Genomic DNA, 24,490 nt, shown 5'->3' with positions numbered 1-24,490 from the left:
CCGCGGCACAACGGACCCCGCACCCCCGCCCCCAACACCCATGCGCCCCCGCACCCCCGATGGCAGCATGACCTCATGCCCGCACTGCAGCGCGACGAGGCGCAGACCCGAGCCCGGCTCATCGACGTCCACCGCTACGAGATCACCCTCGACCTCACCCAGGGCGAGGAGCACTTCGGATCCCGCACGGTCATCCACTTCAGCGCACGCGAGCCCGGCGACACCTTCGTCGACATCAAGCCCGCCGAACTGCACACCGTCACCCTCGACGGCCACCGGATCGACCCCGCCGCCCTCGACGACAACCGCCTCCCCCTCACCGGCCTCACCGCGGGCGACCACGAACTCCGCCTCGACGCCACCATGCGCTACTCCCGCACCGGCGAAGGCATGCACCGCTTCACCGACCCCGCCGACGGCGAGACCTACGCCTACACCCAGCTGTTCATGGAAGACGTCCAGCGCGTCTTCGGCGCCTTCGACCAGCCCGACCTCAAAGCCGTCTTCGCGCTGACCCTCAAGGCCCCCGAAAACTGGACCGTCCTCGCCAACGGCATCACCCAACACCTCGGCAACGGCACCTGGCAGGCCGCCCCCACCCCTCTCATCTCCACCTACCTCGTCGCCGTCGCCGCCGGCCCCTGGCACTCCGTACGCACCGAACACGCCGGACTGCCCTTCGGCATCCACTGCCGCCGCTCCCTCGCCCCGCACCTCGACGCCGACGCCGACGAAATCCTCGACATCACCCGCCGCTGCTACGACCGCTACCACCAGATCTTCGACGAGCCCTACCCCTTCGACTCCTACGACCAGGCGTTCGTCCCCGAATTCAACGCCGGCGCCATGGAAAACCCCGGACTCGTCACCTTCCGCGACGAATTCATCTACCGCTCCGCCGTCACCGACACCGAACGCCAGACCCGCGGCATGGTCATCTCCCACGAAATGGCCCATATGTGGTTCGGCGACCTCGTCACCCTCCAGTGGTGGGACGACATCTGGCTCAACGAATCCTTCGCCGAATACATGGGATACCAGGTCCTCGCCGAAGCCACCCGCTTCACCGACACCTGGACCGACTTCGCCATCGGCCGCAAGGGCTGGGGCTACGACGCCGACCAGCGGCCCTCCACCCACCCCGTGGCCCCCGCCCCCGACGACGTCCCCGACACGGCCTCCGCCCTCCTCAACTTCGACGGCATCTCCTACGCCAAGGGCGCCTCCGCACTACGCCAACTCGTCGCCTGGATGGGCGAGAAGGACTTCCTCGCCGGCATCAACGACCACTTCGCCCGGCACCGCTTCGCCAACGCCACCCTCGCCGACTTCATCGACTCCCTCGCCCGCGCCACCGACCGCGACGTTCACACCTGGGCCGAACACTGGCTGCGCACCACCGGGGTCGACACCCTCACCCCCGTCATCGGCGTCAACCACGACTCCTGGCGCCTGGACGTCGAACACCACGGCAGCCGCCCCCACCGCATCGCCGTCGGCGTCTACGACCGCGGCGCCGACGACACAGGCCCCCTCGCCCTGCGCGACCGCTTCGAGATCGACATCCCCGCCGAAGAAGGCCACACCTACCGCGCCTTCCCCAAGCCTGCCCCCGACCTCGTCGTCCTCAACGACGGCGACCACACCTACACCAAGATCCGGTTCACACCCCAGTCCTGGAAGACCGCGGCCCGCGCCCTGTCCGCCCTGCCCGACGCCCTCACCCGCGCCGTCGTCTGGAACGCCGCCCGCGACATGGTCCGCGACGGCGAACTCGCCCCCACCGCCTACCTCGACGCCGCCCGCACCCACCTCCCGCACGAAACCGACCTCGCCATCGTCCAGGGCGTCCTCACCTTCGCCCGCACCCAGATCGCCGACCGCTACCTCCCCCCAGCCGAACGCCACACCGCCCTCGCCACCCTCACCGCCACCAGCCGAGACATCCTCCGCCGCACCGAAGGCCCCACCCACGGCACCTCCACCGGCCTGCGCCTGAGCGCCGTACGCGCCTGCGTCGACAGCGCCACCACCCCCGAAACCCTCCAGGAATGGCTCGACGACGGCACCGTCCCCGGCGGCCCCGACCTCGACCCCGAACTGCGCTGGCGCATCCTCGGCCGCCTCGCCACTCTCGGCGCCACCCCCCTCCCCGCCCTCCGCGACACCATCGACGCCGAACTCGCCCGCGACCCCAGCGCCACCGGACAACAGGGCGCCGCCCGCTGCCGCGCCGCCCTCCCCGACCCCGACGCCAAACAAGCCGCCTGGAACGCCCTGTTCACCACCGACGACAAGGCCGCACTCTCCAACTACCTCTTCACCGCCACCGCCACCGGCTTCTGGGCCCCCGAACAGCACGACCTGCTCCGCCCCTACGTCACCCGCTACTTCACCGACGCCCCCGCCCTCGCCGCCCACCGCGGCCCCGCCCTCGCCGAAGCCGCTGGCCGCTACGCCTTCCCCACCCTCATCGAGCAGCACACCCTCCACCTCGGCGAAACCTGCCTCACCGAAGCCGACCCCACCCCCGCCCTGCGCCGCAAACTCATCGACCAACTCGACGACCTGCGCCGGGCGTTGCACGTCCGCACCGGCCAGAGCTGAACCCGGACGGTGCCGCCGGACCACCGTCCGGCGGCACCCGAACAACTGCGGCAGGCCCGTAACACAAAAGGGTGGTACCACCGCCCGTACGAGTGGTGGTACGGCGACCGGTGCCTACACACCGTGCAGGGAAAGTAACTTAGGGCGGCCTTGGTCTCCAGCGGACCGCCACCCGAACTCCCCCTGAAAAAGAGCGCATTGATGCCCCAGCCGCCTGCCGAGACCGCCCTCGCAGGCGGCACCGACGGCCCCCGCGCACTCCGCCCCCTCCTCGACACCGTCCTCGACGCCCTCACCACCGGCGCCGAACACCGCGCCGGCCCCCTCCCGCCCGGCGGACCCGACGCCGTCACCCACGCCGTACGCACCGCCTGCGCGCCCCTCCTCCCCGAACACGGCATCGGCGCCCACCGCGCCCTGCGCACCCTGGTCCACACCCTCGCCGCCGGCTCCGCCGACCCCGCCGACCCCCGCTGCGCCGCCCACCTGCACTGCCCCCCGCTGGCCCTCGCCACCGCCGCGGACCTCGCCGCCGGCGCCCTCAACCCCTCCATGGACTCCTGGGACCAGGCCCCCGCCGCCTCCGCACTCGAGGCCCTCACCTGCCGGGAACTCGCCACCCTCGTCTACCCCGACGCCCCCGCCCCCGACGCCCTCGTCACCACCGGCGGCACCGAATCCAACCAGCTCGCCGTCCTCCTCGCCCGCGAGGCCGCCCCCCACGGATCCGCCACCGAACCCCACGACCCCCCCGCCCCCCTCCAGATCATCTGCGGCGCCAACGCCCACCACTCCCTCCACCGCGCCGCCTGGCTCCTCGGCCTCCCCGAACCCCTCACCCTCCCCACCCCCGACGGCACCCTCACCCCCGACACCGTCCACACCTGCCTCACCACCCTCACCGGACGCACCGGCCCCCTCCTCCTCGTCGCCACCGCCGGCACCACCGACTCCGGCGCCATCGACCCCCTCCCCGCCCTCGCCGACCTCGCCGAACAACACCACGCCCGCTTCCACATCGACGCCTCCTACGCCGGCCCCCTCCTCTTCAGCACCACCCACCACACCGCCCTCCGAGGCCTCGACCGCGCCCACACCGTCACCCTCGACCTGCACAAACTCGGCTGGCAACCGGTCGCCGCCGGCCTCCTCGCCGTCCCCGGCCCCGCCACCCTCACCCCCCTCGCCCACCAGGCCGACTACCTCAACGCCGACGACGACACCGAAGCCGGCCTCCCCGACCTCCTCGGCCGCTCACTGCGCACCACCCGCCGCCCCGACATCCTCAAAATCGCCGTCACCCTCAAAGCACTCGGCCGCACCGGCCTCGGCGAACTCATCGACCGCACCCTCGCCGCCGCCCAGACCCTCGCCGACCTCATCGAGGCCCACCCCCGCTACGAACTCCACTCCCGCCCCACCCTCTCCACCGTCCTCTTCCGCCCCATCGACGCCGACCACACCACCCTCGCCACCATCCGCCGCACCCTCCTCACCGACGGACACGCCGTACTCGGCCGCGCCACCACCCCCACCGGCCTCTGGCTCAAAGCCACCCTCCTCAACCCCCACACCCAACCCGGAGACCTCACCACCCTCCTCACACTCGTGGAAGGCCACACCCCCCGATGACCCCTCCCGACACCACCGGCCCGCACACCAACACCCCCGACACCCCCCTCGACCTCGCCGGCATCGGCATCGGCCCCTTCAACCTCTCCCTCGCCGCCCTCGCCCACCCCCTCACCCACCTCCGCACCGCCTTCTACGACCAACGCCCCGCCTTCCACTGGCACCCCGGCCTCCTCATCGACGGCGCCACCCTCCAAGTCCCCTTCCTCGCCGACCTCGTCACCCTCACCGACCCCACCAGCCCCTGGACCTTCCTCAACTACCTCCGCAGCCGCGAACGCCTCTACCCCTTCTACTTCGCCGAGCGCTTCCACATCCACCGCGCCGAATACGACGCCTACTGCCGCTGGGTCAGCGAAAACCTCACCGGACTCCACTTCGGCCACCACATCGACGCCGTCCGCTGGAACCCCGAACGCGCCCTCTTCGAAATCGACTACACCCAGCTCGACGCCGACGGCGAAGCCCAAGCCCTCGGCCGCACCCACGCCCGCAACCTCGCCCTCGGCATCGGCACCACCCCCCACATCCCCGAACCCCTACGCCCCCTCGCCGACGCCCCCACCGTCCCCGTCATCCACTCCGCCGACTACCTCGACCACCGCGAAACCCTCCTGGCCGCCGACCACATCACCGTCATCGGCGCCGGCCAGTCGGGCGCCGAAATCTTCCTCGACCTGCTCCGCACCCGCCCCACCGGCCGCGAAGGCCTCCACTGGCTCGCCCGCACCCCCGCCTTCGCCCCCATGGAATACAGCAAACTCGGCCTCGAACACTTCACCCCCGACTACACCCGCTACTTCCACGCCCTCACCGAATCCGTACGCGACGCCCTCGTCCCCGGCCAATGGCAGCTCCACAAAGGCATCGACCACGACACCCTCACCGCCATCCACGACGAGCTCTACCGCCGCACCCTCCACGGCGGCTGGCCCGACACCACCCTCACCCCAGGCATCTCCGTACGCACCGCAGGCCGCGTAGGCACCACCAAGATCGAGCTCCACCTCGACCACACCCAGCAAGGCACCCGCTCCCGCCTCACCACCGACGCCGTCGTCCTCGCCACCGGCTACCGCGAACGACGCCTCGACACCCTCCTCGCCGCCCTCGACCCCCACCTACGCCGCGACCGCGCCGGCCGCCCCCGCGTCGACGCACACCACCGCCTCGCCCTCGACCCCTCCATCACCGGCGCGATCTACGTCCAGAACGCCGAAACCCACACCCACGGCGTCGGCACCCCCGACCTCGGCCTCGCCGCCTGGCGCAGCGCCACCATCCTCAACACCCTCACCGACACCCCCGCCTACCCCCTCCCCACCCGCACCGCCTTCACCACCTTCGGCCTCCAACAGCCCACCCCCACCCGCACCGGAACGGTCCCCCGACAGGGCTCCACCCTCGTCCCCCGCGGCTGACACACGGCGGCGATGCCCCAGGGCACCGCCGCCCCGCCGCCAACCGGCCTCAGAACACCGGCACCCCGTCCCGGGTAAGCCGCCAGTCCTGTGAAGCAAACCTCGACCCGTCGATCTCCTTCTCCTCCTGCACCCACCCGATCAGGAGACTCCGGATCTCATCGGACGTCGACCACACCTGCTTCGCCGCCGCCACATGCGGGAAATTACCGCCACCGCTCGCCCGGTAATTGTTCACCGCCAGCACGAACCGGGCCGCATCCTCCACCGGCTTCCCCTGCCACATCAGCTTCCCGATCCGCTGACCCGCCGGCTTCGCGATATCGATCTCGTACGACACCCCGCACACCGCGTCATAGTTGTAATCCGGCGTCCCGTCCGCATTCGTGATCCTCGACGGATCCACCGGCCCACCCGCCGCCGTCTGCACGTAATACCGCGCCGAGAACTCCAGATAGTCCCGCACCTGCGCACCCGTCAGCACCCGGGCCTCCAGCGTGTTGTCGAACGGATACAGCGCCGCCATCGACCGGATCGTCACATCCCCCTCCGGCACCTTCGCCGTACGCGAAAAACACGACGCCTGCGACAACACCGGCAACGCCGCGGAATCCGACCCCGCCAGCGCCTTCCGCACCACCTCCGCCTGCACAAACGCAATGAAGTCCAGAATCGGGGTGTCCTTCACCGGCGCCTCGGCCGCGGTCATCTCCGCCTTCGACCGGCCGATCACCCGGTTCACATACGCCACGACCTTGCGATGCTCCGCCCGCAACAGACCCGTGATCCGCGCATCCTCCGCCACCGCATTCGCATTCAGGACCCGCGATCCGACCGACTCCACCTCCCAACGCCCCCGGCGCCACTCCACCGCCACATCGAAAAGCGTCAGCCGCTGCCCCCACTTGAGCGGCTCCGACAGCACCACCTCACGGCCCGTCCGCTTGTTCACCACCCGCCGCTCGGCCACCTCCACATGCGCATGCCCCACCAAAATCGCATCGATCCCCGGCACCTGCTCCGCGACCAGCGCCGCCGCATTCTCCACATACGGCAGCTGATCCCCGTACGACGACGTCCCGCTCATCCCCGAATGCGCCGACACCAGCACCACATCCGCGCCCATCGACCGCAGTTTCGGCACCCACTTCGCCGCCTGCTCCACCAGCCCCGGAAAAGCCAGCTTCCCCTGCACATGAGCCTTGTCCCACAAGGCGATGCCCGGATTCGTCAGACCCAGCACCGCCACCTTCACCTCCCGCCCGCGCGGCGAACGCAACCGCTTCATCACATACGGCCGGAACGCCGGCCGCAGCGACTTCGCATCCACCGCATTCGCCCCCAGCAGCGGGAAATCGCAGCTCTCCTCGAATTTCCGCAGCACCTCGATCCCGTAATTGAACTCGTGATTCCCCAGCGCCGCCGCGTCATAGCCGATCGCATTCATCGCCCGCGCCATCGGATGCACCGGACCGTTCGGCCCGGTGATCGGGTCCACCTTGGCGTAGTAATAGGCCAGTTGCGTGCCCTGAATGGTGTCGCCGGCGTCTATCAGCAGCGTGTTGTGCCGGCCCTTCTCCCGCCGAACATCCGCCACCAGCGTCGAAATCTTCGCCAGCCCCACATCATTGTGGTCCGCATCATCGAACTCGGCGTCCGTGGCGTAGTCCCAGTTGAAGACATTGCCGTGCAGATCCGTCGTCCCCATGACCGTGAAGGCATACCGGTCACCCCGGTGACCGGACCCGTCCCTGCCCGGCTCCCGCCCCGCCGCGGCCTCCGCCGCCGGCGCACCCACCGCCCCGGCGAGCGCCACCCCGGCCCCCGTCACCACGGAACTCCCCAAGAACTTCCTACGGTCGAACGACATGCCAACTCCCTCGGACATACCCACGGCCGAATCCATCTGACTGCCACGAAGACCGATGAACTCGAATGGAAGGCAACGAACACGGATGAATGCGAACGAATGCGAACAAATACGCACGTACGTCGCCGAGATGTCCTTTCGGCGCACCGGGCAACGCACGGAGGTGACGCGCGTAGATTCTGGCGCAGTCACCCCTCCCGCAACACCCCTCACGCGTAGCCCCATCCGATCCCCATCCGACCGCGACCCCCAACCCGCCCCCGATATGCGACCCTTCACCACCAGATGCCCCCGGCCGACCCCGAACCCCGCGTGCGGAACGCACAGCACAGAACTGGAGAGCGCCCATGCCCGCCGACCCCACCCCCCAAGAACCCGCCACACCCCTCCCTTACGGCACCCCCGACACCCCCCGACTCGCCGTACGCGGCGAAGCCCGCCTCGAAGTCGACCCCGAAATAGCCCGCGTCTTCGTCACCGTCACCGCCCGCGGCACCGACCGCAACGCCGCCCTCACCGACCTCGCCCGCCGCAACGACGAAGCCCTCACCCTCATCAAAAGCTACGGAAACGCCGTAGAACACCTCGAAACCGGCGCCTTCAGCATCCACCCCCAACTCACCGACAAAGGCCGCAACGAACGCATCCGCACCTACCGCGGCAGCGTCCACCTCACCGCCACCCTCAACGACTTCACCACCCTCGGCGAACTCACCACCCGCCTCGCCGACCTCGAACTCACCCACATCGCCGGCCCCTGGTGGGCCCTGCGCCCCAACTCACCCGCCCACCGCGCCGCCCGCACCCAAGCCGTCCACGAAGCCGTCCAGCGCGCCCGCGAATACGCCGAAGCCCTCGGCGCCCGCCTCGACTCCCTCGTCGAACTCGCCGACCTCGGCGCCGAAAACGCCCCCATGACCGCACCCCCCGTCATGCGCGGCTACGGCGCACCCCCGCTCCCGCCGGACCCCGGCGGCGCACCCGGCTCCGCCCCCGCCCTCGACCTCCAGCCCCAGCGCCAGACCGTCCACGCCGCCGTCAACGCACGCTTCACCATGACCCGTCCCGCACTATGAGACGACGCCCCGAGAAGGCGAATTTCCGCTCATCGGAGCGGCTTCACGCCCATTCCAATACTTGTCAACAGCCCTTCATCAAACGGCCGTTGAGCAGTCACCTCTTCACAGTTCCCTACCGCCCGGTAGGTCATAGGGTCGAACCATGCGCCGAGCAAAAATCGTCTGCACACTAGGACCCGCCACCGACTCGTACGAGCAGATCAAAGCCCTCGTCGAAGCCGGAATGGACATCGCCCGCTTCAACCTCAGCCACGGCACCTACGCCGACCACGAAGCGCGCTACGAACGGGTACGCAAAGCATCCGAAGAAACCCGCCGCAGCGTCGGAATCCTCGCCGACCTTCAAGGTCCGAAGATCCGCCTCGGCCGATTCCGCGAAGGACCCGTACTTCTTGAACGCGACGACGAGTTCACCATCACCGTAGAGCCGTCCATCGAAGGCGACCGCCAGCTCTGCGGCACCACCTACGCCGGCCTCGCCGACGACGTCACCCCCGGCGAACGCATCCTCGTCGACGACGGCAGGGTCACCCTGGAAGTCACCGGCGTCGACGGACCCCGCGTCCGCACCAAGGTCATCGAAGGCGGCATGGTCTCCGACCACAAAGGCCTCAACCTTCCCGGCGTCGCCGTATCCGTCCCCGCCCTCTCCGAGAAGGACCAGGACGACCTCCGCTGGGCCCTGCGCACCGGCGCCGACATCATCGCCCTCTCCTTCGTCCGCAGCGGCCGCGACATCGAAGACGTCCACCGCATCATGCGCGAAGAAGACCGCTTCCTCCCCGTCATCGCCAAGGTCGAAAAGCCCCAGGCCGTCGAGCACATCGACGACATCGTCGCGGCCTTCGACGGCATCATGGTCGCCCGCGGCGACCTCGGCGTCGAAATGCCCCTGGAAGCCGTCCCGATCGTCCAGAAGCGCGCCATCAAGCTCGCCAGGCGCAACGCCAAACCGGTCATCGTCGCCACCCAGATGCTCGACTCGATGATCGACAACTCCCGACCCACCCGCGCCGAGGCCTCCGACGTCGCCAACGCCGTCATCGACGGCACCGACGCCGTCATGCTCTCCGGCGAGACCAGCGTCGGGAAATACCCCACCGAAACCGTCAAAACGATGAGCCGCATCGTCGAGGCCGCCGAGGAAGACCTCCTCGCCAGGGGCCTCCCGCCGCTCACCGAGGCCAACAAGCCCCGCACCCAGGGCGGTGCCGTCGCCCGCGCCGCCGCCGACATGGGCGACTTCCTCGGCGCCAAGTTCCTCGTCGCCTTCACGCAGTCCGGCGACACGGTCCGCCGCCTCTCCCGCTACCGCTCGCCGATCCCCCTCCTGGCCTTCACCCCCGACCCGGCCACCCGCTCCCAGCTCAACGTCAGCTGGGGCGTGGAGACCTTCCTCGGCCCGACCGTCAACTCCACCGACGAGATGGTCGCCCAGGTCGACGAACAGCTGCTGAAGATCGGCCGCTGCCAGAAGGGCGACGTCGTCATCATCACCGCCGGCTCCCCGCCCGGAGTCCCCGGCTCCACCAACCTCGTCCGCGTGCACCACATCGGCGAGGACGACTCCCCGAAGTAACCCGCAGTACCTGAAGTACCGGAAGTACCCCGAAACACCCTGAAGTTGCGCCCCGAATGCGCTGGGCCGAGGTATCTGACTGCCGTCCCTGTCAGTACTTCGGCCCGATGTGTTGGTCCATGAGGGCGACGGAGGCCTTGCGGGCCACGGAGATGTTCTCCGCTTCACGTGCCTGCCGCGCCGGCTTCCATTCCACGCCGACCTTGTCGAGAGTGTCCGTATAGAGCCGCAGGATGTCGGCGGACATGTTGGTGAAGAAGTACCGCGGGTATTCGTAGCGCTTCCGCTCCCCGCCGACCATGCGCGTCGTCCAGTTGGTGATCCGACATCCGTCGGAATGGATCAGCCCGCGGAGGAAGGCCCAGGGGTGGTCGTCCACGATCTGCTGCTGCCATGGCTCGAGGGTGATGGGACGGCCATGCTTCTTGCCGGGGCCGTGCTGGGGGAACAGACATTGCCAGTGCTGAGTGAAGGACTTCACCTCGACGCAACCGCTTCTGTGGCGTCGTCTCACGCTCGGCAGTGCCATCACCTTGCGCATGGCATCCTCGGCCGCTTGGATCAAGCCCGGCCAGGCTTCGTCGCAGAAGACAGACAGGTGATGTTGCTTCGGCTTCGAGATGATGTGACCGTCGCCGAGGTAGAGCCCCAGTAAGTACGCGTACGCCGTGTGGTCAAAGGGCCGCTTGATGCACCGTGGGCAGTCATGAGGGCGTTCGAACGTCTCGCCTCGACGCTTTCGGTCTTCGTGCCGCCACCAGCCGATCGTCCCGCGCGGGATGTTCAGCTCCTCTGCAACCACGCGATTGGTGACGCCTTGCCGAAGCAGTAGGAGGGCTCGCTCGCGGATCTCATAGTCGTACATGCGAGCGAGGTTGCTGCACGTTTAGCCGCGACGCGCCGAATCGAAGGGATGTTCACTGAACCGAGTGAAGATCGCAAATCTTTTGCGGAACCTTCGATTTGAAGATCAAGTGCCCCGGGTGGGATTCGAACCCACGCTATATGGTGTTTGAGACCATCGCCTCTGCCGCTGGGCTACCGGGGCATCCTTCGAAGTGAAGGTCAACGGAGACCCGCCGTGCATCAAACATACAGGAGATAGGTAGGCTCATGGGGCACCACCTGCCAGCAAGAGGAGTCCCGTGAGCGCCGCCGAGCCGCAGCCGCCCGTCGCCGACGACGATCAGTCGCACGTCCCCCCGCTGACCACCCGCGTGGTGATCGCCGAGGACGAGGCCCTCATCCGTCTCGATCTCAAAGAGATGCTGGAGGAGGAGGGCTACACCGTCGTCGGTGAGGCCGGGGACGGCCAGACGGCCGTCGACCTGGCCCGGGAGCACCGGCCCGACCTGGTGATCCTCGATGTGAAGATGCCGGTTCTGGACGGTATCTCGGCGGCCGAGAAGATCGCCGAGGACAGCATCGCCCCGGTGCTGATGCTCACCGCGTTCTCGCAGCGCGAGCTGGTGGAGCGGGCGCGGGACGCGGGCGCGATGGCGTATCTGGTGAAGCCGTTCTCCAAGAGCGATGTGGTGCCGGCGATCGAGATGGCCGTGAGCCGGTTCACGGAGCTGAAGACGCTGGAGAAGGAGGTCGCCGACCTCACCCAGCGGCTGGAGACGCGCAAGCTCGTGGACCGTGCGAAGAGCATTCTGCAGACGCAGTACGGGCTGACGGAGCCCGCGGCGTTCCGGTGGATCCAGAAGACGTCGATGGACCGGCGGCTGTCGATGCAGCAGGTGGCCGAGGCGGTCATCGAGGACGCCGAGGAGAAGAAGCAGCAGAAGGACTAGCGTCCGCCGGAGCGTGTGAGCGGCCCCGTACCGATGGTGATCGGTGCGGGGCCGCTTCGTGTGGGTGGGTGTGGTGGTTCAGTCCTCGCCCAGGTAGGCCTTGCGGACGGATTCGTCGTGCAGGAGGTGTTCGCCGGTTCCGGAGAGGACGATGCGGCCGATTTCCATGACGTGGCCCTGGTCGGCGAGGGAGAGCGCGGCTTGGGCGTTCTGCTCGACGAGGAGGATGGTGGTGCCTTGGGAGCGGAGTTCGCGGATGGTCTCCATGATCTTTTGCATCATGATCGGGGAGAGGCCCATGGAGGGTTCGTCGAGCATCAGGAGTTTGGGGCGGGACATGAGTGCGCGTCCCATGGCGAGCATTTGCTGTTCGCCGCCGGAGAGGGTGCCGGAGGCTTGTTTTCTGCGTTCGCCGAGGATGGGGAAGAGGTCGTAGGCGCGCTGGATGTCCTTTTCGATGCCGGCTGCGTCCTTGCGGAGGAAGGCTCCCAGCTGGAGGTTTTCCTCGATGGTGAGGCGGGGGAAGAGGCGGCGGCCTTCGGGGGAGTGGGCGAGGCCGCGTTCGACGATTTTGTGGGCGGGGACGCCGTCGAGGGGTTCTCCGTCGAAGGTGATCTTTCCGGCGAGTGGTTTGAGGAGGCCGGAGAGGGTGCGCAGGGTGGTGGTCTTGCCGGCGCCGTTGGTGCCGATGAGGGTGACGGCCTGGCCGGCTTCGACGGAAAACGAGATGCCTTTGACGGCTTCGATCTTGCCGTAGGCGACGCGGAGGTCCTCGACCTCGAGCAGTGCGGTCATGGGGTGTCTCCGGTGTCTCCGGTGTCTGCGCCGGTTTCTGCGCCGGTTTCTGTGCCGGTGTTCGTGCCGGTGGGTGGGGCCGCCGGGGCCGGGTCGTCCGGGGGTGCGGTTTTTTCCGGGGTGGGCGGGGTGTCGTCCATGGGGGTGCCGAGGTAGGCGGCGACGACGCGTTCGTCGGCCTGGACGACGTCGGCGGTGCCTTCGATGAGTTTCTGGCCCTGGACGAGGACGGCGACGCGGTCGCAGAGGTTGAAGATGAACCGCATGTCGTGCTCGATGACGAGGATCGCGGTGCCCTGGTCGCGGATGGCTAGGACGAGGTCCTGGGTGGCGCGGGTTTCCTGGGGGTTCATGCCGGCGGTGGGCTCGTCGAGGAGGAGGAGTCCGGGGTCGCTGGCGAGGGCGCGGGCGATTTCGAGCTTGCGTTGTTCGCCGTAGGGGAGGTTGCGGGCGAGGTGGTCGCGTTTGTGGGCGAGGCCGGTGAATTCCAGGAGTTCCATGGCGCGTTGCTCGGAGGCGCGTTCGGCTTTCTTGAAGCCGGGGCCGCGGAGGAGGGCGGACCAGAGGCCTTCTTTGGTGCGGGTGTGGCGGCCTACGAGGACGTTTTCGAGGACCGTCATGTTGGCGAAGAGGCGGATGTTCTGGAAGGTGCGGGCGACGCCGGCCTGGGTGACGAGGTGGGGTTTGCGGGAGAGGCGGGTGCCTCGGTAGCTGACGGTGCCTTCGGTGGGCACGTAGAGGCCGGTGAGGCAGTTGAAGAAGGTGGTTTTTCCGGCGCCGTTGGGGCCGATGAGGCCGACGATTTCGCCGGTGCCGACGGTGAGGTCGACGCCGCGTACGGCGGTGAGTCCGCCGAAGCGCATGGTGACGCCGGAGGCTTCGAGGACGGTGGCGTCGGTGGTGGCGATGGTGGGTGTGGTCATGGTCGTCACGCCTTTGCCTGGGTGGCGCCGAGGGTGGCGTCGGTTTCGGGGAGGCGCTGGTCGGGGACGTCGAGCTGGCCGGTTTCGTGGAATTCGAGCTGCTTGCGGCGGTCGGGGATGAGGCCTTCGGGCCGGAAGCGCATCAGCAGGACGAGGGCGATGCCGAAGAGCAGCAGCTGGTAGTCCTGGAGGAAGTCGAGCTTGGCGGGGATGAGGAAGAGCAGTGCCGCGCCGACGAGGGGTCCGCTGAGGGTTCCCATGCCGCCGAGGATGACGGCGGCGAGGAGGAAGGCGGAGTTGGGGGGCTGGGGTCCGGCGAACTGGAATTGTTCGGGGGTGGCGGTCGTTACTACGTGTGCATGGACGGTTCCGGCGAGTCCTGCGAGGGAGGCGCCGAGGGCGAAGGCGAGCAGGCGCAGCCGGAAGGAGTTGATGCCCATGGCGATGGCGGCGGTTTCGTCTTCGCGGATGGCGATCCAGGCGCGGCCGATGCGGGAGGCGGCGGCGCGGCGGAAGACGAGGACGACGAAGGCGGTGACGAGGATCATCAGCAGGTAGTAGTTGCCGTAGGTGGCGACGGGGATGCCGAGGATCTGGTGCGGTTCGCCGAAGTTGAAGCCGAAGATTTCGAGGTTGGGGATGTTGGGGATGCCCATGGCGCCGTTGGTGATGTCGGGGCCGGTGGTGCCGTTGAGGTTGAGCATGGCGATGCGGAAGATCTCACCGAAGCCGAGGGTGACGATGGCGAGGTAGTCGCCGCGCAGGCGGAGGGTGGGGGCTCCGATGAGGACGCCGAAGACGAGGGAGGCGGCGGCGCCGGTCAGGAGTGCGGCCCAGAAGGGGAAGTGGAGGCCGAGGGCGGATTCGGGGGAGCCGGAGACCAGGGCCGCGGCGTAGGCGCCGACGCCGAGGAAGGCGACGTAGCCGAGGTCGAGGAGGCCGGCGAGGCCGACGACGACGTTGAGGCCCAGGGCGACGGTGGCGAAGATCAGGATGTTGGCCCCGATGATCGTGTACTGGTCGGTGTCCTGGGTGAAGGGGAAGCTGGCGGCGGCGATGAAGGCGGCGGCGAGGGCCGGTCCGCGGTGTTTGTGGGTGAGTTCGGTGAGTCGCTTGATGAGTCCGGCCCGGTTGAGGGCGGGTATGGCGATCACGACGAAGAGGAGGTAGCCGACGAAGGGTGCGCCGTCGTCGGTGTCGATGCCGTAGGTGAAGGCGAGCAGTCCGGTGGCGAAGGCGGCCGCGATGATGAGGATTTCGGCCCAGCCGGGGAGTTCGCGGGTGCGGCGTGCGACGGGGGTGGCGGCGAGGCTGTTGGTGAAGCGTTGCCAGGCGCCGGTGGGTGGGGTGCCGGGGGTGTGGTCGGCGGGGAGGCCGAGGGCCGCGGCGAGGGTGACGAGGGAGGTCGCGCCGGCGAGGAAGCCGCCTGGTTCGAGGTTGACGAGGCCGCCGAGTTGGATGGCGATGGCGATGAGGGTGAACCAGGTGGCGGCGAAGGTGGCGAGGGCGGCGAGGAGTACGGGGGCGTTGCGGCCGCCGGGGGTGAGCCATCGGAGGCCGCGGATGCCGAGTCCCGCCGCGGCGAGGAGGAGGGTGAGGATGCCGCCGGCGAGGGTGACGATCTGGAGGCCGGCGGGGGATCCGTAGTAGGTGAGTTCGCCGGGGAAGTCGTTGCTCCAGGTCCAGGCGAGGGCGGTGGTGAGGGCGGTGGCGAGGGCGGCGGCCGCGGTGGTGGTGCGGGCGGTGCGCTCGGGGAGGGGGAGCACGCTGCGGGCGGTGTTCGTGGTGGTCTGTGTGGTCATCGCTATCACGCCCGATCCGCGACGCGTTCGCCCAGTAGGCCTTGTGGCCGCAGGAGGAGTACGAGGATGAGGAGGACGAAGGCCCAGACGTCCTTCCAGGCTCCGCCGCCGAATTGCTGCATACCGGGGATTTCCTCGATGTAGGCGGTGGCGAGGGCTTCGGCGATGCCCAGGACGACGCCGCCGAGCATGGCGCCGTAGATGTTGCCGATGCCGCCGAGGACGGCTGCGGTGAAGGCCTTGAGGCCCATGATGAAGCCCATCCGGAACTGCACCTCGCCGGTGCGCAGGCCGTAGGCGACGGCGGCGACGCCGGCGAAGGCGGCGCCGATGGCGAAGGCGAGGACGATGATGCGGTCCGTGTTGATGCCCATGAGTTTGGCGGTGTCGGGGTCCTGGGCGGTGGCCTGCATGGCGCGGCCGCTGCGGGTTTTGGACACGAAGAAGCCGAGGGCGATCATGCAGGCGGGGGCGGCGATGAGGACGAAGAGGTCGCCGCGCTGGACGGTGGCGCCGAGGATGTCGAAGGAGTGGCCCTTGAACTGCGGGAAGACGCGGGCCTGTTTGCCGTCGGGGTACCACTTCCAGATGGCCTGCTGGAGGGCGATGGACAGGCCGATGGCGGTGATGAGGGGGGCGAGGCGGGGGGCGCCGCGGAGCGGGCGGTAGGCGAATCGTTCCGCTGCGACGCCGACGAGGACGGATACGGCGATGCCGCCGATGAGCATGACGGGCAGGGCGAGGGCGAGTGAGGTGCCGGCGGGGAGGGCGAGGTAGACGCTGAGTGCCCCGAAGCCGCCGACCATGAAGATCTCGCCGTGGGCGAAGTTGATGAGCTGGACGATTCCGTAGACCATCGTGTAGCCGATCGCGATGAGTCCGTACATCGCGCCGAGGATGAGTCCGTTGGCCAGCTGTTGCGGCAGTTCGTTCACCGCAGGGCCTCCGTTGTGTGGGAGTGGGGTGGCTGTGCCGCGGGCCGCGCCGGGGTGGTGTTCCGGCGCGGCCCGGTTGGCCGGCCTGCGGGCGGGTCAGCTCTTGTCGAACTTCTTGAATTCGGCGCTGAAGCGGGACTTCCAGGTGCCCTTGTCGACCTGGTAAGCGGTGATCATGGTGTTGGTGGTGTCGCCGTACTTGTCGAAGGCGACGCTGCCGGTGACGCCTTCGAAGGTGACCTTGTTCATGGCCGTGACGACCTTGGCGCGGGCGTCGTCGGGGAGCTTGCCGCCGTTGTCGCCGACGACGGCCTTGACGGCCTGGATGAGGGCCCAGGTGGCGTCGTAGGTGGAGCCGCCGTAGGCCTCGTAGGCTTCCTTGAAGCCGGCTGCCTTGTAGTCGGCGATGAATTTCTTGGCGGAGGCGAGCTGTTCGACGGGCTTGCCGACGGAGGAGGCGAAGTCGCCCTGGGCCTTCTTGTTGAGCTTGATGTAGTCGGCGCTGTACATGCCGTCGCCGCCCATGAGGGGCACGGTGACGCCGCCGTCCTTGAGCTGCTGGCTGAGGGGTCCGGAGGCCGGGTATTCGCCGCCGTAGAAGACGACGTCGGGCTTGGCGGACTTGACCTTGGAGACGACGGCCTTGAAGTCGCGGTCGTCGGGGCTGATGTGCTCGTTGCCGACGATCTTGCCGCCGAGCTTGGTGAACTGGTCCTTGAAGGAGGAGGCCAGGCCGACGCCGTAGGTCTTCTGGTCGTCGATGACGTAGGCCTTCTTGACCTTCATCTTCTCCCAGGCGTACTGGCCGTCGAAGGCGCCCTGTACCTCGTCGGTGGTGGCGGTGCGGAAGTAGGTGGGGAACTGGCGGACGCGCTTGTCCTTGCGCCAGTCCGGGCCCTGGGTGAGGTCGGGCGTGGTGTTCGCCGGGGATATCAGGGTGAGGTTGTTCTGCTTGGAGACCTGCTGCATGGACTGGGCGACGCCGGAGTTGAGGGGTCCGACGATGCCGAGGACGTCCTTGTCGCCGGCGAGCTTGGTGGTGTTCTGCTGGCCGACGTTGGGCAGGGCCTTGTCGTCGAGGGCTTCGAGTTTGAAGGTGACGCCCTTGACCTCGCCGGTTTTGTTGGCGTTGTCGATGGCGAGCTGGGCGGAGTTGCGGATGCCCAGGCCGAGAGCGGAGAGCTCGCCGGTGGTGGGGGCGTCGAGGCCGATGACGACGGTGGTCTTCGAGCCGTCGCCGCTCTTGTCTTCGCCGCGGGAGCCGCACGCGGTGAGCGTGAGGGCGCCGGTGGCGAGTGCGGTGGTGAGGATGAGCAAGGAACGGTGACGCACGATCAGTCCTTTCCCTGGCGCGGCCGCGGTTGTCGCGTGGCCGTTTCGCGCGGGCTGTACGGGTTGGTACAGGGGCCGTGCTTGCAGCGCGCCCCGCGGCGCGGTGACTGGCGGTGAACTCTAGAGCGGTGTTCGGCGCCCCGGCAGAGGCGCTGACCAGGATGTGACGCTCTTGTTATGACCTGCGATGAGCGTTATGCCCTCATGGTCCTTACAGCTCGGGGGCGGACGCGGGGCGGAAGGCGAAGTTGCACTTCCGCGGGGGAATGTGGGCCGGGGTGTCGGTGCGGCGTCCGGATATCGGTCGCGGTGGGCGCGGAGACGTCAACGGCGGTGCGGGGGAGGGGTGATGGGCCCGGCGCGGAAGGGCGCGCGTGTTACGCAGCGTTACGAAAATGTGTACGGGGGCGCGTGCGGAGGTGTGTACGGGGGCGTCTGCGATGCCGTGTGAGGCCGTGTGAGGGCGGGCGGGGATGTGCATGACGGGCGCGGCGTGCGGGGAGGCGGGGCGGACGGTCCGGGCATGCGGACGGCCCCGCTCCCGGGGGCCGGGGGCGGGGCCGTCGTGGCGGTGCGGTTCAGCTGCGGTAGGCGTCGGCGTCCACCTCGCGCAGCATGCAGGTCAGTCGCGCGGTGCAGACCCGCTTGTCCTGCTCGTCGGTGATGACGATCTCGTAGGTGGCGGTGGACCGGCCGCGGTGCACGGGGGTGGCGACGCCGGTGACGAGGCCCGAGCGGGTGCCCCGGTGGTGGGTGCAGTTGAGGTCGACGCCGACGGCGAGCTTGGTGGGGCCGCCGTGCAGCATGGAGCCGACCGAGCCGAGGGTCTCGGCGAGCACGGCGGAGGCGCCGCCGTGCAGGAGCCCGTAGGGCTGGGTGTTGCCCTCGACGGGCATGGTGCCCACGACCCGCTCCGGTGCGGCCTCCAGGACCTGCACGCTCATCCGCTCGCCGAGGTGCCCGGCGGAGAACAGGGCGGGCAGGTCGAGGCCGAGGCCCGCCCACTGCGCCAGGATCTCCGGCGGAAACTTGGTCGTGCTCTGCTCACCCATGCCTGCGGCTCCGTTCGCTGTCCGTGATCGTTGCGCCCGTGATCGTCGATGGTCGTGACCGGTGTGGGCCGTGACCGGTGTGGGGCGCGACCGGGCGTCGGTCGTGGCCCGTACCGGTCGTGCCCGGTGGCCGTGATCGTCATCGGCCGTGCCCGTTCCTATCAGGCTCCTGAGCGAGCGCTCAGCCCGGGGTGTCCTGCCGGGGGTTCGGGGCGCTCTCCAGGCGGATCACCACGGACTTGGCCGCGGGGGTGTTGCTGGTGTCCGCGGTGTGGTCGAGCGGGATGAGGACATTGGTCTCGGGGTAGTAGGCGGCCGCGCAGCCGCGGGCCGTGGGGTAGTGCACGACCCGGAAGCCGGGCGCGCGCCGTTCGCTGCCGTCCGTCCATTCGCTGACCAGGTCGGTGTACGCGCCGTCGGCCAGGTCCAGGGCGCGGGCGTCGTCGGGGTGGACGAGCACCACGCGGCGGCCGTTCTTGATGCCCCGGTAGCGGTCGTCGAGGCCGTAGATGGTGGTGTTGTACTGGTCGTGCGAGCGCAGCGTCTGCAGCAGGAGCCGTCCTTCGGGGACGGTGGGGTACTGCACCGGGGCGGCGGTGAAGTTGGCCTTCCCGGTGGCGGTGGGGAAGCGGCGGTCGTCGCGGGGGGCGTGCGGCAGGGCGAAGCCGCCGGGGTGGGCGACCCGGGTGTTGAAGTCCTCGAAGCCGGGGATGACGCGCGCGATGCGGTCGCGGATCGTCGCGTAGTCCTTCTCGAACTCCTCCCAGGGGGTGCGGCTGGCCTCGCCCAGGGCCCGCCGGGCCAGGCGGGCGACGATCGCCGTCTCGGACAGCAGCTGGGGGCTCGCCGGCTCCAGGCGTCCTCGGGAGGCGTGCACCATGCCCATGGAGTCCTCGACGGTCACGAACTGTTCGGCGCCCTTCCCGTCCGGGCCGGCCTGGACGTCGCGCTCGGTGCGGCCCAGGGTGGGCAGGATCAGCGCGCGGGCGCCGGTGATCACATGTGAGCGGTTGAGTTTGGTGGAGACGTGCACGGTGAGGCGGGCGCGGCGCATGGCGGCCTCGGTGACGTCGGTGTCGGGAGTGGCGGAGACGAAGTTGCCGCCCATCGCGAAGAACACCTTGGCCTGCCCGTCGCGCAGCGCGCGGATGGCCCGTACGACGTCGAGGCCGTGTTCCCGGGGCGGTGCGAAGCCGAATTCCTTCTCCAGGGCGTCCAGGAAGGCGGGTGCGGGCCGCTCGAAGATGCCCATGGTGCGGTCGCCCTGGACGTTGCTGTGGCCGCGTACGGGGCACACGCCCGCGCCGGGGCGGCCGATGTTGCCGCGCAGCAGCAGGAAGTTGACGACTTCCTGGATGGTGGGGACGGAGTGCTTGTGCTGGGTCAGGCCCATGGCCCAGCACACGATGGTGCGCCGGGAGGCGAGGACCATGGCGAGCGCGCGGTCGATCTCCTCGCGGGTCAGTCCCGTGGCGCGCAGGGTTTCGTCCCAGTCGTCGTCGGCGCGGGCGGTCCGCGCGAACTCCTCGTATCCGTGGGTGTGTTCGCGGATGAACTCCTCGTCGACGGCGCCGTCCGTCTCGAGGATCGCACGGTTCAGGGCGCGGAAGAGGGCCTGGTCGCCGCCGAGGCGTACCTGGAGGAAGAGGTCGGTCAGGGCGGTGCCGCCGCCGGCCAGGCCGCGGGGGGTCTGCGGGTTCTTGAAGCGTTCCAGGCCGGCCTCGGGCAGCGGGTTGATCGAGATGATCTTTGTGCCGCCGGCCTTGGCCTTTTCCAGGGCGGTGAGCATCCGGGGGTGGTTGGTGCCCGGGTTCTGCCCGGCGATGATGATCAGGTCGGCCTTGTAGAGGTCCTCCAGGAGGACGCTGCCCTTGCCGATGCCGATGGTCTCCGTCAGGGCCGAGCCGGAGGACTCGTGGCACATGTTGGAGCAGTCGGGGAGGTTGTTGGTGCCCAGTTCGCGGGCGAAGAGCTGGTAGAGGAAGGCCGTCTCGTTGCTGGTGCGGCCGGAGGTGTAGAAGACGGCCTCGTCGGGGGAGTCGAGGGCGTTCAGCTCCTCGCCGATGATGTCGAAGGCCTTCTCCCAGGGGACGGGGACGTAGTGGTCGGCGCCCTCGGCCAGGTACATGGGGTGGGTGAGGCGGCCCTGCTGGCCGAGCCAGTAGCCGCTGCGGTCGGCGAGGTCGGTGACGGAGTGCGCGGCGAAGAAGTCCGGGGTGACCCGGCGCAGGGTGGCCTCCTCCGCGACGGCCTTGGCGCCGTTCTCGCAGAATTCGGCGGTGTGCCGTTTGTCGCCCTCGGGCCAGGCGCAGCCGGGGCAGTCGAAGCCGTCCTTCTGGTTCACGCGGAGCAGGGTGAGGGCGGTGCGCTTGACGCCCATCTGCTGCTGGGAGATGCGCAGGGCGTGGGTGATCGCGGGCAGGCCGACCGCGGAGTGCTGGGGCGGGCCGACCTCGGGGGCGTCCTGGACCGGGTCCGATGCGGGCGGCTTGCCTGCCATGGCGCTCTCCCTTGAGCCGTGTGCTGTGCCGGGTCCGCCGGGGGTGGGGCGGATCGTTGCCGTACACATCTGATGCGTCCCCGAATCCTGTCACGGACGGGAGGCGCGGCGTAGACCAGGAGCGGCGGCGTCCGCGGGCGGCGGGGCGGCGTCCGCGGCGGGGATTGTCAGTGGGGCGTGGCAGGATCGGGGGCGTGGCAGCAAAGGCAGCGAAGAAGAGCGAAGCGACCGGCACCGAGGCGGCGGCGGGCGGCCGTCCCCGTCTGCTCCTGATGGACGGGCATTCCATGGCATACCGGGCGTTCTTCGCCCTGCCCGTGGAGAATTTCACCACCGCCACGGGGCAACCGACCAATGCGATCTACGGCTTCGCGTCGATGCTCGCGAACACCCTGCGCGACGAGGCGCCCACGCATTTCGCGGTGGCCTTCGACGTCTCGCGCAAGACCTGGCGCTCCGAGGAGTTCCCCGAGTACAAGGCGAACCGCTCCAAGACGCCCGACGAGTTCAAGGGCCAGGTCGAGCTGATCGGCGAGCTCCTCGACACCATGCATGTCAAGCGGTTCGCGGTCGAGGGCTTCGAGGCCGACGATGTGATCGCCACGCTCACGGAGCAGGCCGTTGCGCAGGGTTTCGAGGTCTCCATCGTCACCGGTGACCGCGACTCCTTCCAGCTGGTCTCCGACGACGTCACGGTCCTCTACCCGACCAAGGGCGTCTCGGAGCTGACCCGTTTCACCCCGGAGAAGGTCTTCGAGAAGTACGGCCTGACCCCCGCCCAGTACCCGGATTTCGCGGCGCTGCGCGGCGACCCGTCCGACAACCTCCCCGGCATCCCCGGTGTCGGCGAGAAGACCGCCACGAAGTGGATCACCCAGTTCGGCTCGTTCGCGGAGCTGGTGGAGCGCGCCGAGGAGGTCAAGGGCAAGGCGGGCGCCAACCTCCGCGAGCATCTGGAGTCGGTCAAGCTCAACCGCCGGCTGACGGAGATGGTCCGCGACGTGGAGCTGCCGTGCGGCCCCGACGCGCTGACCCGCGAGGCGTACGACCGCGAGGCGCTCAAGGTGTTCCTCAACGCCCTGGAGATCCGTAACCAGGGCCTGCGCGACCGGCTGCACGCCGTGGACCCGGGCGAGGCGCAGGCAGCCGAGGAGGCGGCGCCGGCCGGCGGCGTCGAGGTGGACGGCACGGTCCTGGGCGCGGGCGAGCTCGCTCCGTGGCTGGCCGAGCACGGCACCGGCCCGCTGGGCGTCGCCACGGTGGACGTCTGGACGCTGGGCAGCGGCAGCGTCGCCGAGGTGGCGCTGGCCACCCCCCAGGGCCCGGCCGTCTGGTTCGACCCGACGCAGCTGGACGAGGCCGACGAGCGGGCCTTCGCCGCCTGGAGCGCGGATCCCGCCCGGCCCAAGGTGATCCACAACGCCAAGGGTCTGATGCGGGTCTTCGGCGAGCACGGCTGGCTCATCGAGGGCGTCACGATGGACACCGCCCTGGCCGCCTATCTGGTCAAGCCCGGCCGCCGCTCCTTCGCCCTGGACGCTCTGTCCCTCGAGTACCTGGGCCGCGATCTCGCGCCGGCCGCCGCGGGCGACGGCCAGCTGGCCTTCGGCGCGGACGAGGAGGCGGAGGCGGACGCCCTGATGGGGCAGGCCCGTACGGTCCTCGACCTGGGCGCCGCGTTCGGGACCAAGCTGGCGGAGGTCGGCGCCGCGGAGCTGCTGCGCGATGTGGAGCTGCCCACCAGCGCCCTGCTGGCCCGGATGGAGCGGGCGGGCATCGCCGCCGACCGGGGCTGGCTGGAGCGGATGGAGCAGCAGTTCGCGGCCGCCGTCCAGCAGGCCGTGCAGGAGGCGCATGCCGCCGCGGGCCATGAGTTCAACCTCGGCTCGCCCAAGCAGCTCCAGGAGGTTCTCTTCGGCGAGCTGGGCCTGCCCAAGACCAAGAAGACCAAGACCGGTTACACCACCGACGCCGACGCCCTGGCGTGGCTGGCCGCGCAGACCGAGAACGAACTCCCGGTGATCATGCTCCGCCACCGCGAGCAGGCCAAGCTGCGCACGACGGTCGAGGGCCTGATCAAGACCATCGCCGCGGACGGCCGTATCCACACCACGTTCAACCAGACCGTCGCCGCCACCGGCCGGCTGTCGTCCACGGACCCCAACCTCCAGAACATCCCGGTCCGTACGGACGAGGGCCGGGCCATCCGCCGCGGCTTCGTCGTCGGCGAGGGCTTCGAGTCGCTGCTGACCGCCGACTACAGCCAGATCGAGCTGCGGGTGATGGCCCATCTCTCCGAGGACGAGGGGCTGATCGAGGCCTTCACCTCCGGCGAGGACCTGCACACCACCGTCGCCTCCCATGTCTTCTCGGTCGCCAAGGACCAGGTCGACCCGGAGATGCGCCGCAAGATCAAGGCGATGTCCTACGGGCTGGCGTACGGCCTGTCGGCGTTCGGCCTCTCGCAGCAGCTGGGCATCCAGCCCGACGAGGCCCGCAAGCTGATGGACAACTTCTTCGAGCGCTTCGGCGGCGTCCGCGACTACCTCCAGCGCGTCGTCGAGGAGGCCCGCGCCACCGGCTACACGGAAACGATCCTCGGCCGCCGCCGCTACCTCCCCGACCTCAACAGCGACAACCGCCAGCGCCGCGAAATGGCCGAGCGGATGGCGCTGAACGCCCCGATCCAGGGCACCGCCGCCGACATCGTCAAGATCGCCATGCTCAAGGTCGACGCGGCCCTGCGCGAGGCCGGGCTGCAGTCGCGGCTGCTGCTCCAGGTCCACGACGAAATCGTCGTCGAGGTGGCCCCCGGCGAACGCAAGAAGGTCGAGGAGCTGGTCCGCCGCGAAATGGCCGACGCGGTCGAGCTGAGCGCCCCGCTGGACGTCTCGGTCGGCGCGGGTAAGGACTGGGAGTCGGCGGCGCACTGACCGAGCGGGTACGGCAACCGCGGTGCGACGGCCCCGGGGCGAGGGAGTGACCCGCGCCCCGGGGCCGCCTGCTTCCCCGGGGCCGCCTGCTTCCCCGGGGCCGCCTGCTTCCCCGGGGCCGCCTGCTTCCCCGGCGCCGGCCCTGCGGTGGTCCGTGGCGACCCGGCGACGACCTCGTACGAGACCGGGCCTGCCGGCACCGTCCGGCACCGTCACCTCCGGGTCGGCGCCGAG

The 24,490-nt window shown here is 69.4% G+C and carries 16 protein-coding genes and 1 tRNA gene; 7 read left to right on the top strand and 10 right to left on the bottom strand.

Features of this window, described 5'->3' with window-relative positions:
- The first annotated feature begins 75 nt into the window (after positions 1-75).
- The 3 genes from pepN to AC5677_RS10230 all read left to right on the top strand — a co-directional run bounded on the left by pepN (position 76) and on the right by AC5677_RS10230 (position 5,660).
- On the top strand, positions 76-2,607 hold the full coding sequence (gene pepN / locus AC5677_RS10240) for an aminopeptidase N (protein WP_497194706.1): 2,532 nt from the start codon (positions 76-78) through the stop codon (positions 2,605-2,607).
- 201 nt (positions 2,608-2,808) lie between these two features.
- Positions 2,809-4,239, top strand: coding sequence for a pyridoxal phosphate-dependent decarboxylase family protein (locus AC5677_RS10235; protein WP_497194705.1), 1,431 nt, complete (start codon positions 2,809-2,811; stop codon positions 4,237-4,239).
- Complete coding sequence (locus tag AC5677_RS10230) at positions 4,236-5,660, top strand: lysine N(6)-hydroxylase/L-ornithine N(5)-oxygenase family protein (protein ID WP_497194704.1); 1,425 nt, start codon at positions 4,236-4,238, stop codon at positions 5,658-5,660. Before AC5677_RS10235 ends, AC5677_RS10230 begins: the two co-directional genes overlap by 4 nt.
- A gap of 49 nt (positions 5,661-5,709) precedes the next feature.
- Here the strand turns inward: AC5677_RS10230 and AC5677_RS10225 are convergent, their stop codons facing one another.
- Positions 5,710-7,530, bottom strand: coding sequence for a bifunctional metallophosphatase/5'-nucleotidase (locus AC5677_RS10225; RefSeq protein WP_497194703.1), 1,821 nt, complete (start codon positions 7,528-7,530; stop codon positions 5,710-5,712).
- 347 nt (positions 7,531-7,877) lie between these two features.
- On the opposite strand from AC5677_RS10225, the gene AC5677_RS10220 reads away from it, so the two are divergent.
- Together AC5677_RS10220 and pyk are read left to right on the top strand one after the other, a co-directional pair.
- Positions 7,878-8,606: an SIMPL domain-containing protein gene (locus AC5677_RS10220; protein ID WP_497194702.1), complete on the top strand. Its 729-nt coding sequence runs from the start codon at positions 7,878-7,880 to the stop codon at positions 8,604-8,606.
- A 145-nt stretch (positions 8,607-8,751) separates the two neighbouring features.
- On the top strand, positions 8,752-10,188 hold the full coding sequence (gene pyk, locus AC5677_RS10215) for a pyruvate kinase (RefSeq protein WP_497194701.1): 1,437 nt from the start codon (positions 8,752-8,754) through the stop codon (positions 10,186-10,188).
- A gap of 91 nt (positions 10,189-10,279) precedes the next feature.
- Here pyk and AC5677_RS10210 read toward each other — a convergent pair whose 3' ends face one another.
- Both AC5677_RS10210 and AC5677_RS10205 read right to left on the bottom strand, forming a co-directional pair.
- Positions 10,280-11,053, bottom strand: a complete 774-nt coding sequence (locus AC5677_RS10210; protein ID WP_497194700.1) for a helix-turn-helix domain-containing protein — start codon at positions 11,051-11,053, stop codon at positions 10,280-10,282.
- Between the two features lie 110 nt (positions 11,054-11,163).
- Positions 11,164-11,236 (bottom strand) — tRNA-Leu (locus AC5677_RS10205).
- A gap of 97 nt (positions 11,237-11,333) precedes the next feature.
- Here AC5677_RS10205 and AC5677_RS10200 point away from each other — a divergent pair.
- Complete coding sequence (locus AC5677_RS10200; protein WP_497194699.1) at positions 11,334-11,984, top strand: ANTAR domain-containing response regulator; 651 nt, start codon at positions 11,334-11,336, stop codon at positions 11,982-11,984.
- 78 nt (positions 11,985-12,062) lie between these two features.
- On the opposite strand, the gene AC5677_RS10195 is transcribed toward AC5677_RS10200, so the two are convergent.
- From AC5677_RS10195 to AC5677_RS10165, 7 genes are all read right to left on the bottom strand, one after another.
- Entirely contained in the window at positions 12,063-12,779 is a 717-nt protein-coding gene (locus AC5677_RS10195) for an ABC transporter ATP-binding protein (RefSeq protein WP_497194698.1), read from the bottom strand.
- Positions 12,776-13,702: an ABC transporter ATP-binding protein gene (locus tag AC5677_RS10190; protein WP_497194697.1), complete on the bottom strand. Its 927-nt coding sequence runs from the start codon at positions 13,700-13,702 to the stop codon at positions 12,776-12,778. The genes AC5677_RS10195 and AC5677_RS10190 overlap by 4 nt, the downstream gene beginning before the upstream one ends.
- A gap of 5 nt (positions 13,703-13,707) precedes the next feature.
- A complete protein-coding gene (locus tag AC5677_RS10185; protein ID WP_497194696.1) occupies positions 13,708-15,504 on the bottom strand; it encodes a branched-chain amino acid ABC transporter permease in 1,797 nt (598 codons plus the stop codon).
- A gap of 5 nt (positions 15,505-15,509) precedes the next feature.
- Entirely contained in the window at positions 15,510-16,439 is a 930-nt protein-coding gene (locus tag AC5677_RS10180) for a branched-chain amino acid ABC transporter permease (protein WP_497194695.1), read from the bottom strand.
- 96 nt (positions 16,440-16,535) lie between these two features.
- Positions 16,536-17,756 carry a branched-chain amino acid ABC transporter substrate-binding protein gene (locus tag AC5677_RS10175; RefSeq protein WP_497196569.1) on the bottom strand — a complete coding sequence of 407 codons (1,221 nt, stop codon included), beginning with the start codon at positions 17,754-17,756 and terminating at the stop codon, positions 16,536-16,538.
- A gap of 593 nt (positions 17,757-18,349) precedes the next feature.
- Complete coding sequence (locus AC5677_RS10170) at positions 18,350-18,823, bottom strand: PaaI family thioesterase (protein ID WP_497194694.1); 474 nt, start codon at positions 18,821-18,823, stop codon at positions 18,350-18,352.
- A gap of 181 nt (positions 18,824-19,004) precedes the next feature.
- On the bottom strand, positions 19,005-21,323 hold the full coding sequence (locus AC5677_RS10165; RefSeq protein ID WP_497194693.1) for an FdhF/YdeP family oxidoreductase: 2,319 nt from the start codon (positions 21,321-21,323) through the stop codon (positions 19,005-19,007).
- Between the two features lie 272 nt (positions 21,324-21,595).
- Here AC5677_RS10165 and polA point away from each other — a divergent pair, with 272 nt between their 5' ends.
- The gene (gene polA / locus AC5677_RS10160; RefSeq protein WP_497196568.1) at positions 21,596-24,256 is read left to right on the top strand and encodes a DNA polymerase I; all 2,661 of its coding nucleotides are present in this window, start codon (positions 21,596-21,598) and stop codon (positions 24,254-24,256) included.
- Positions 24,257-24,490: the final 234 nt, after the last annotated feature.

It is taken from the genome of Streptomyces sp. JLSY215 (assembly GCF_059682825.1).
This window is presented reverse-complemented; position numbering and strand designations above follow the sequence as displayed.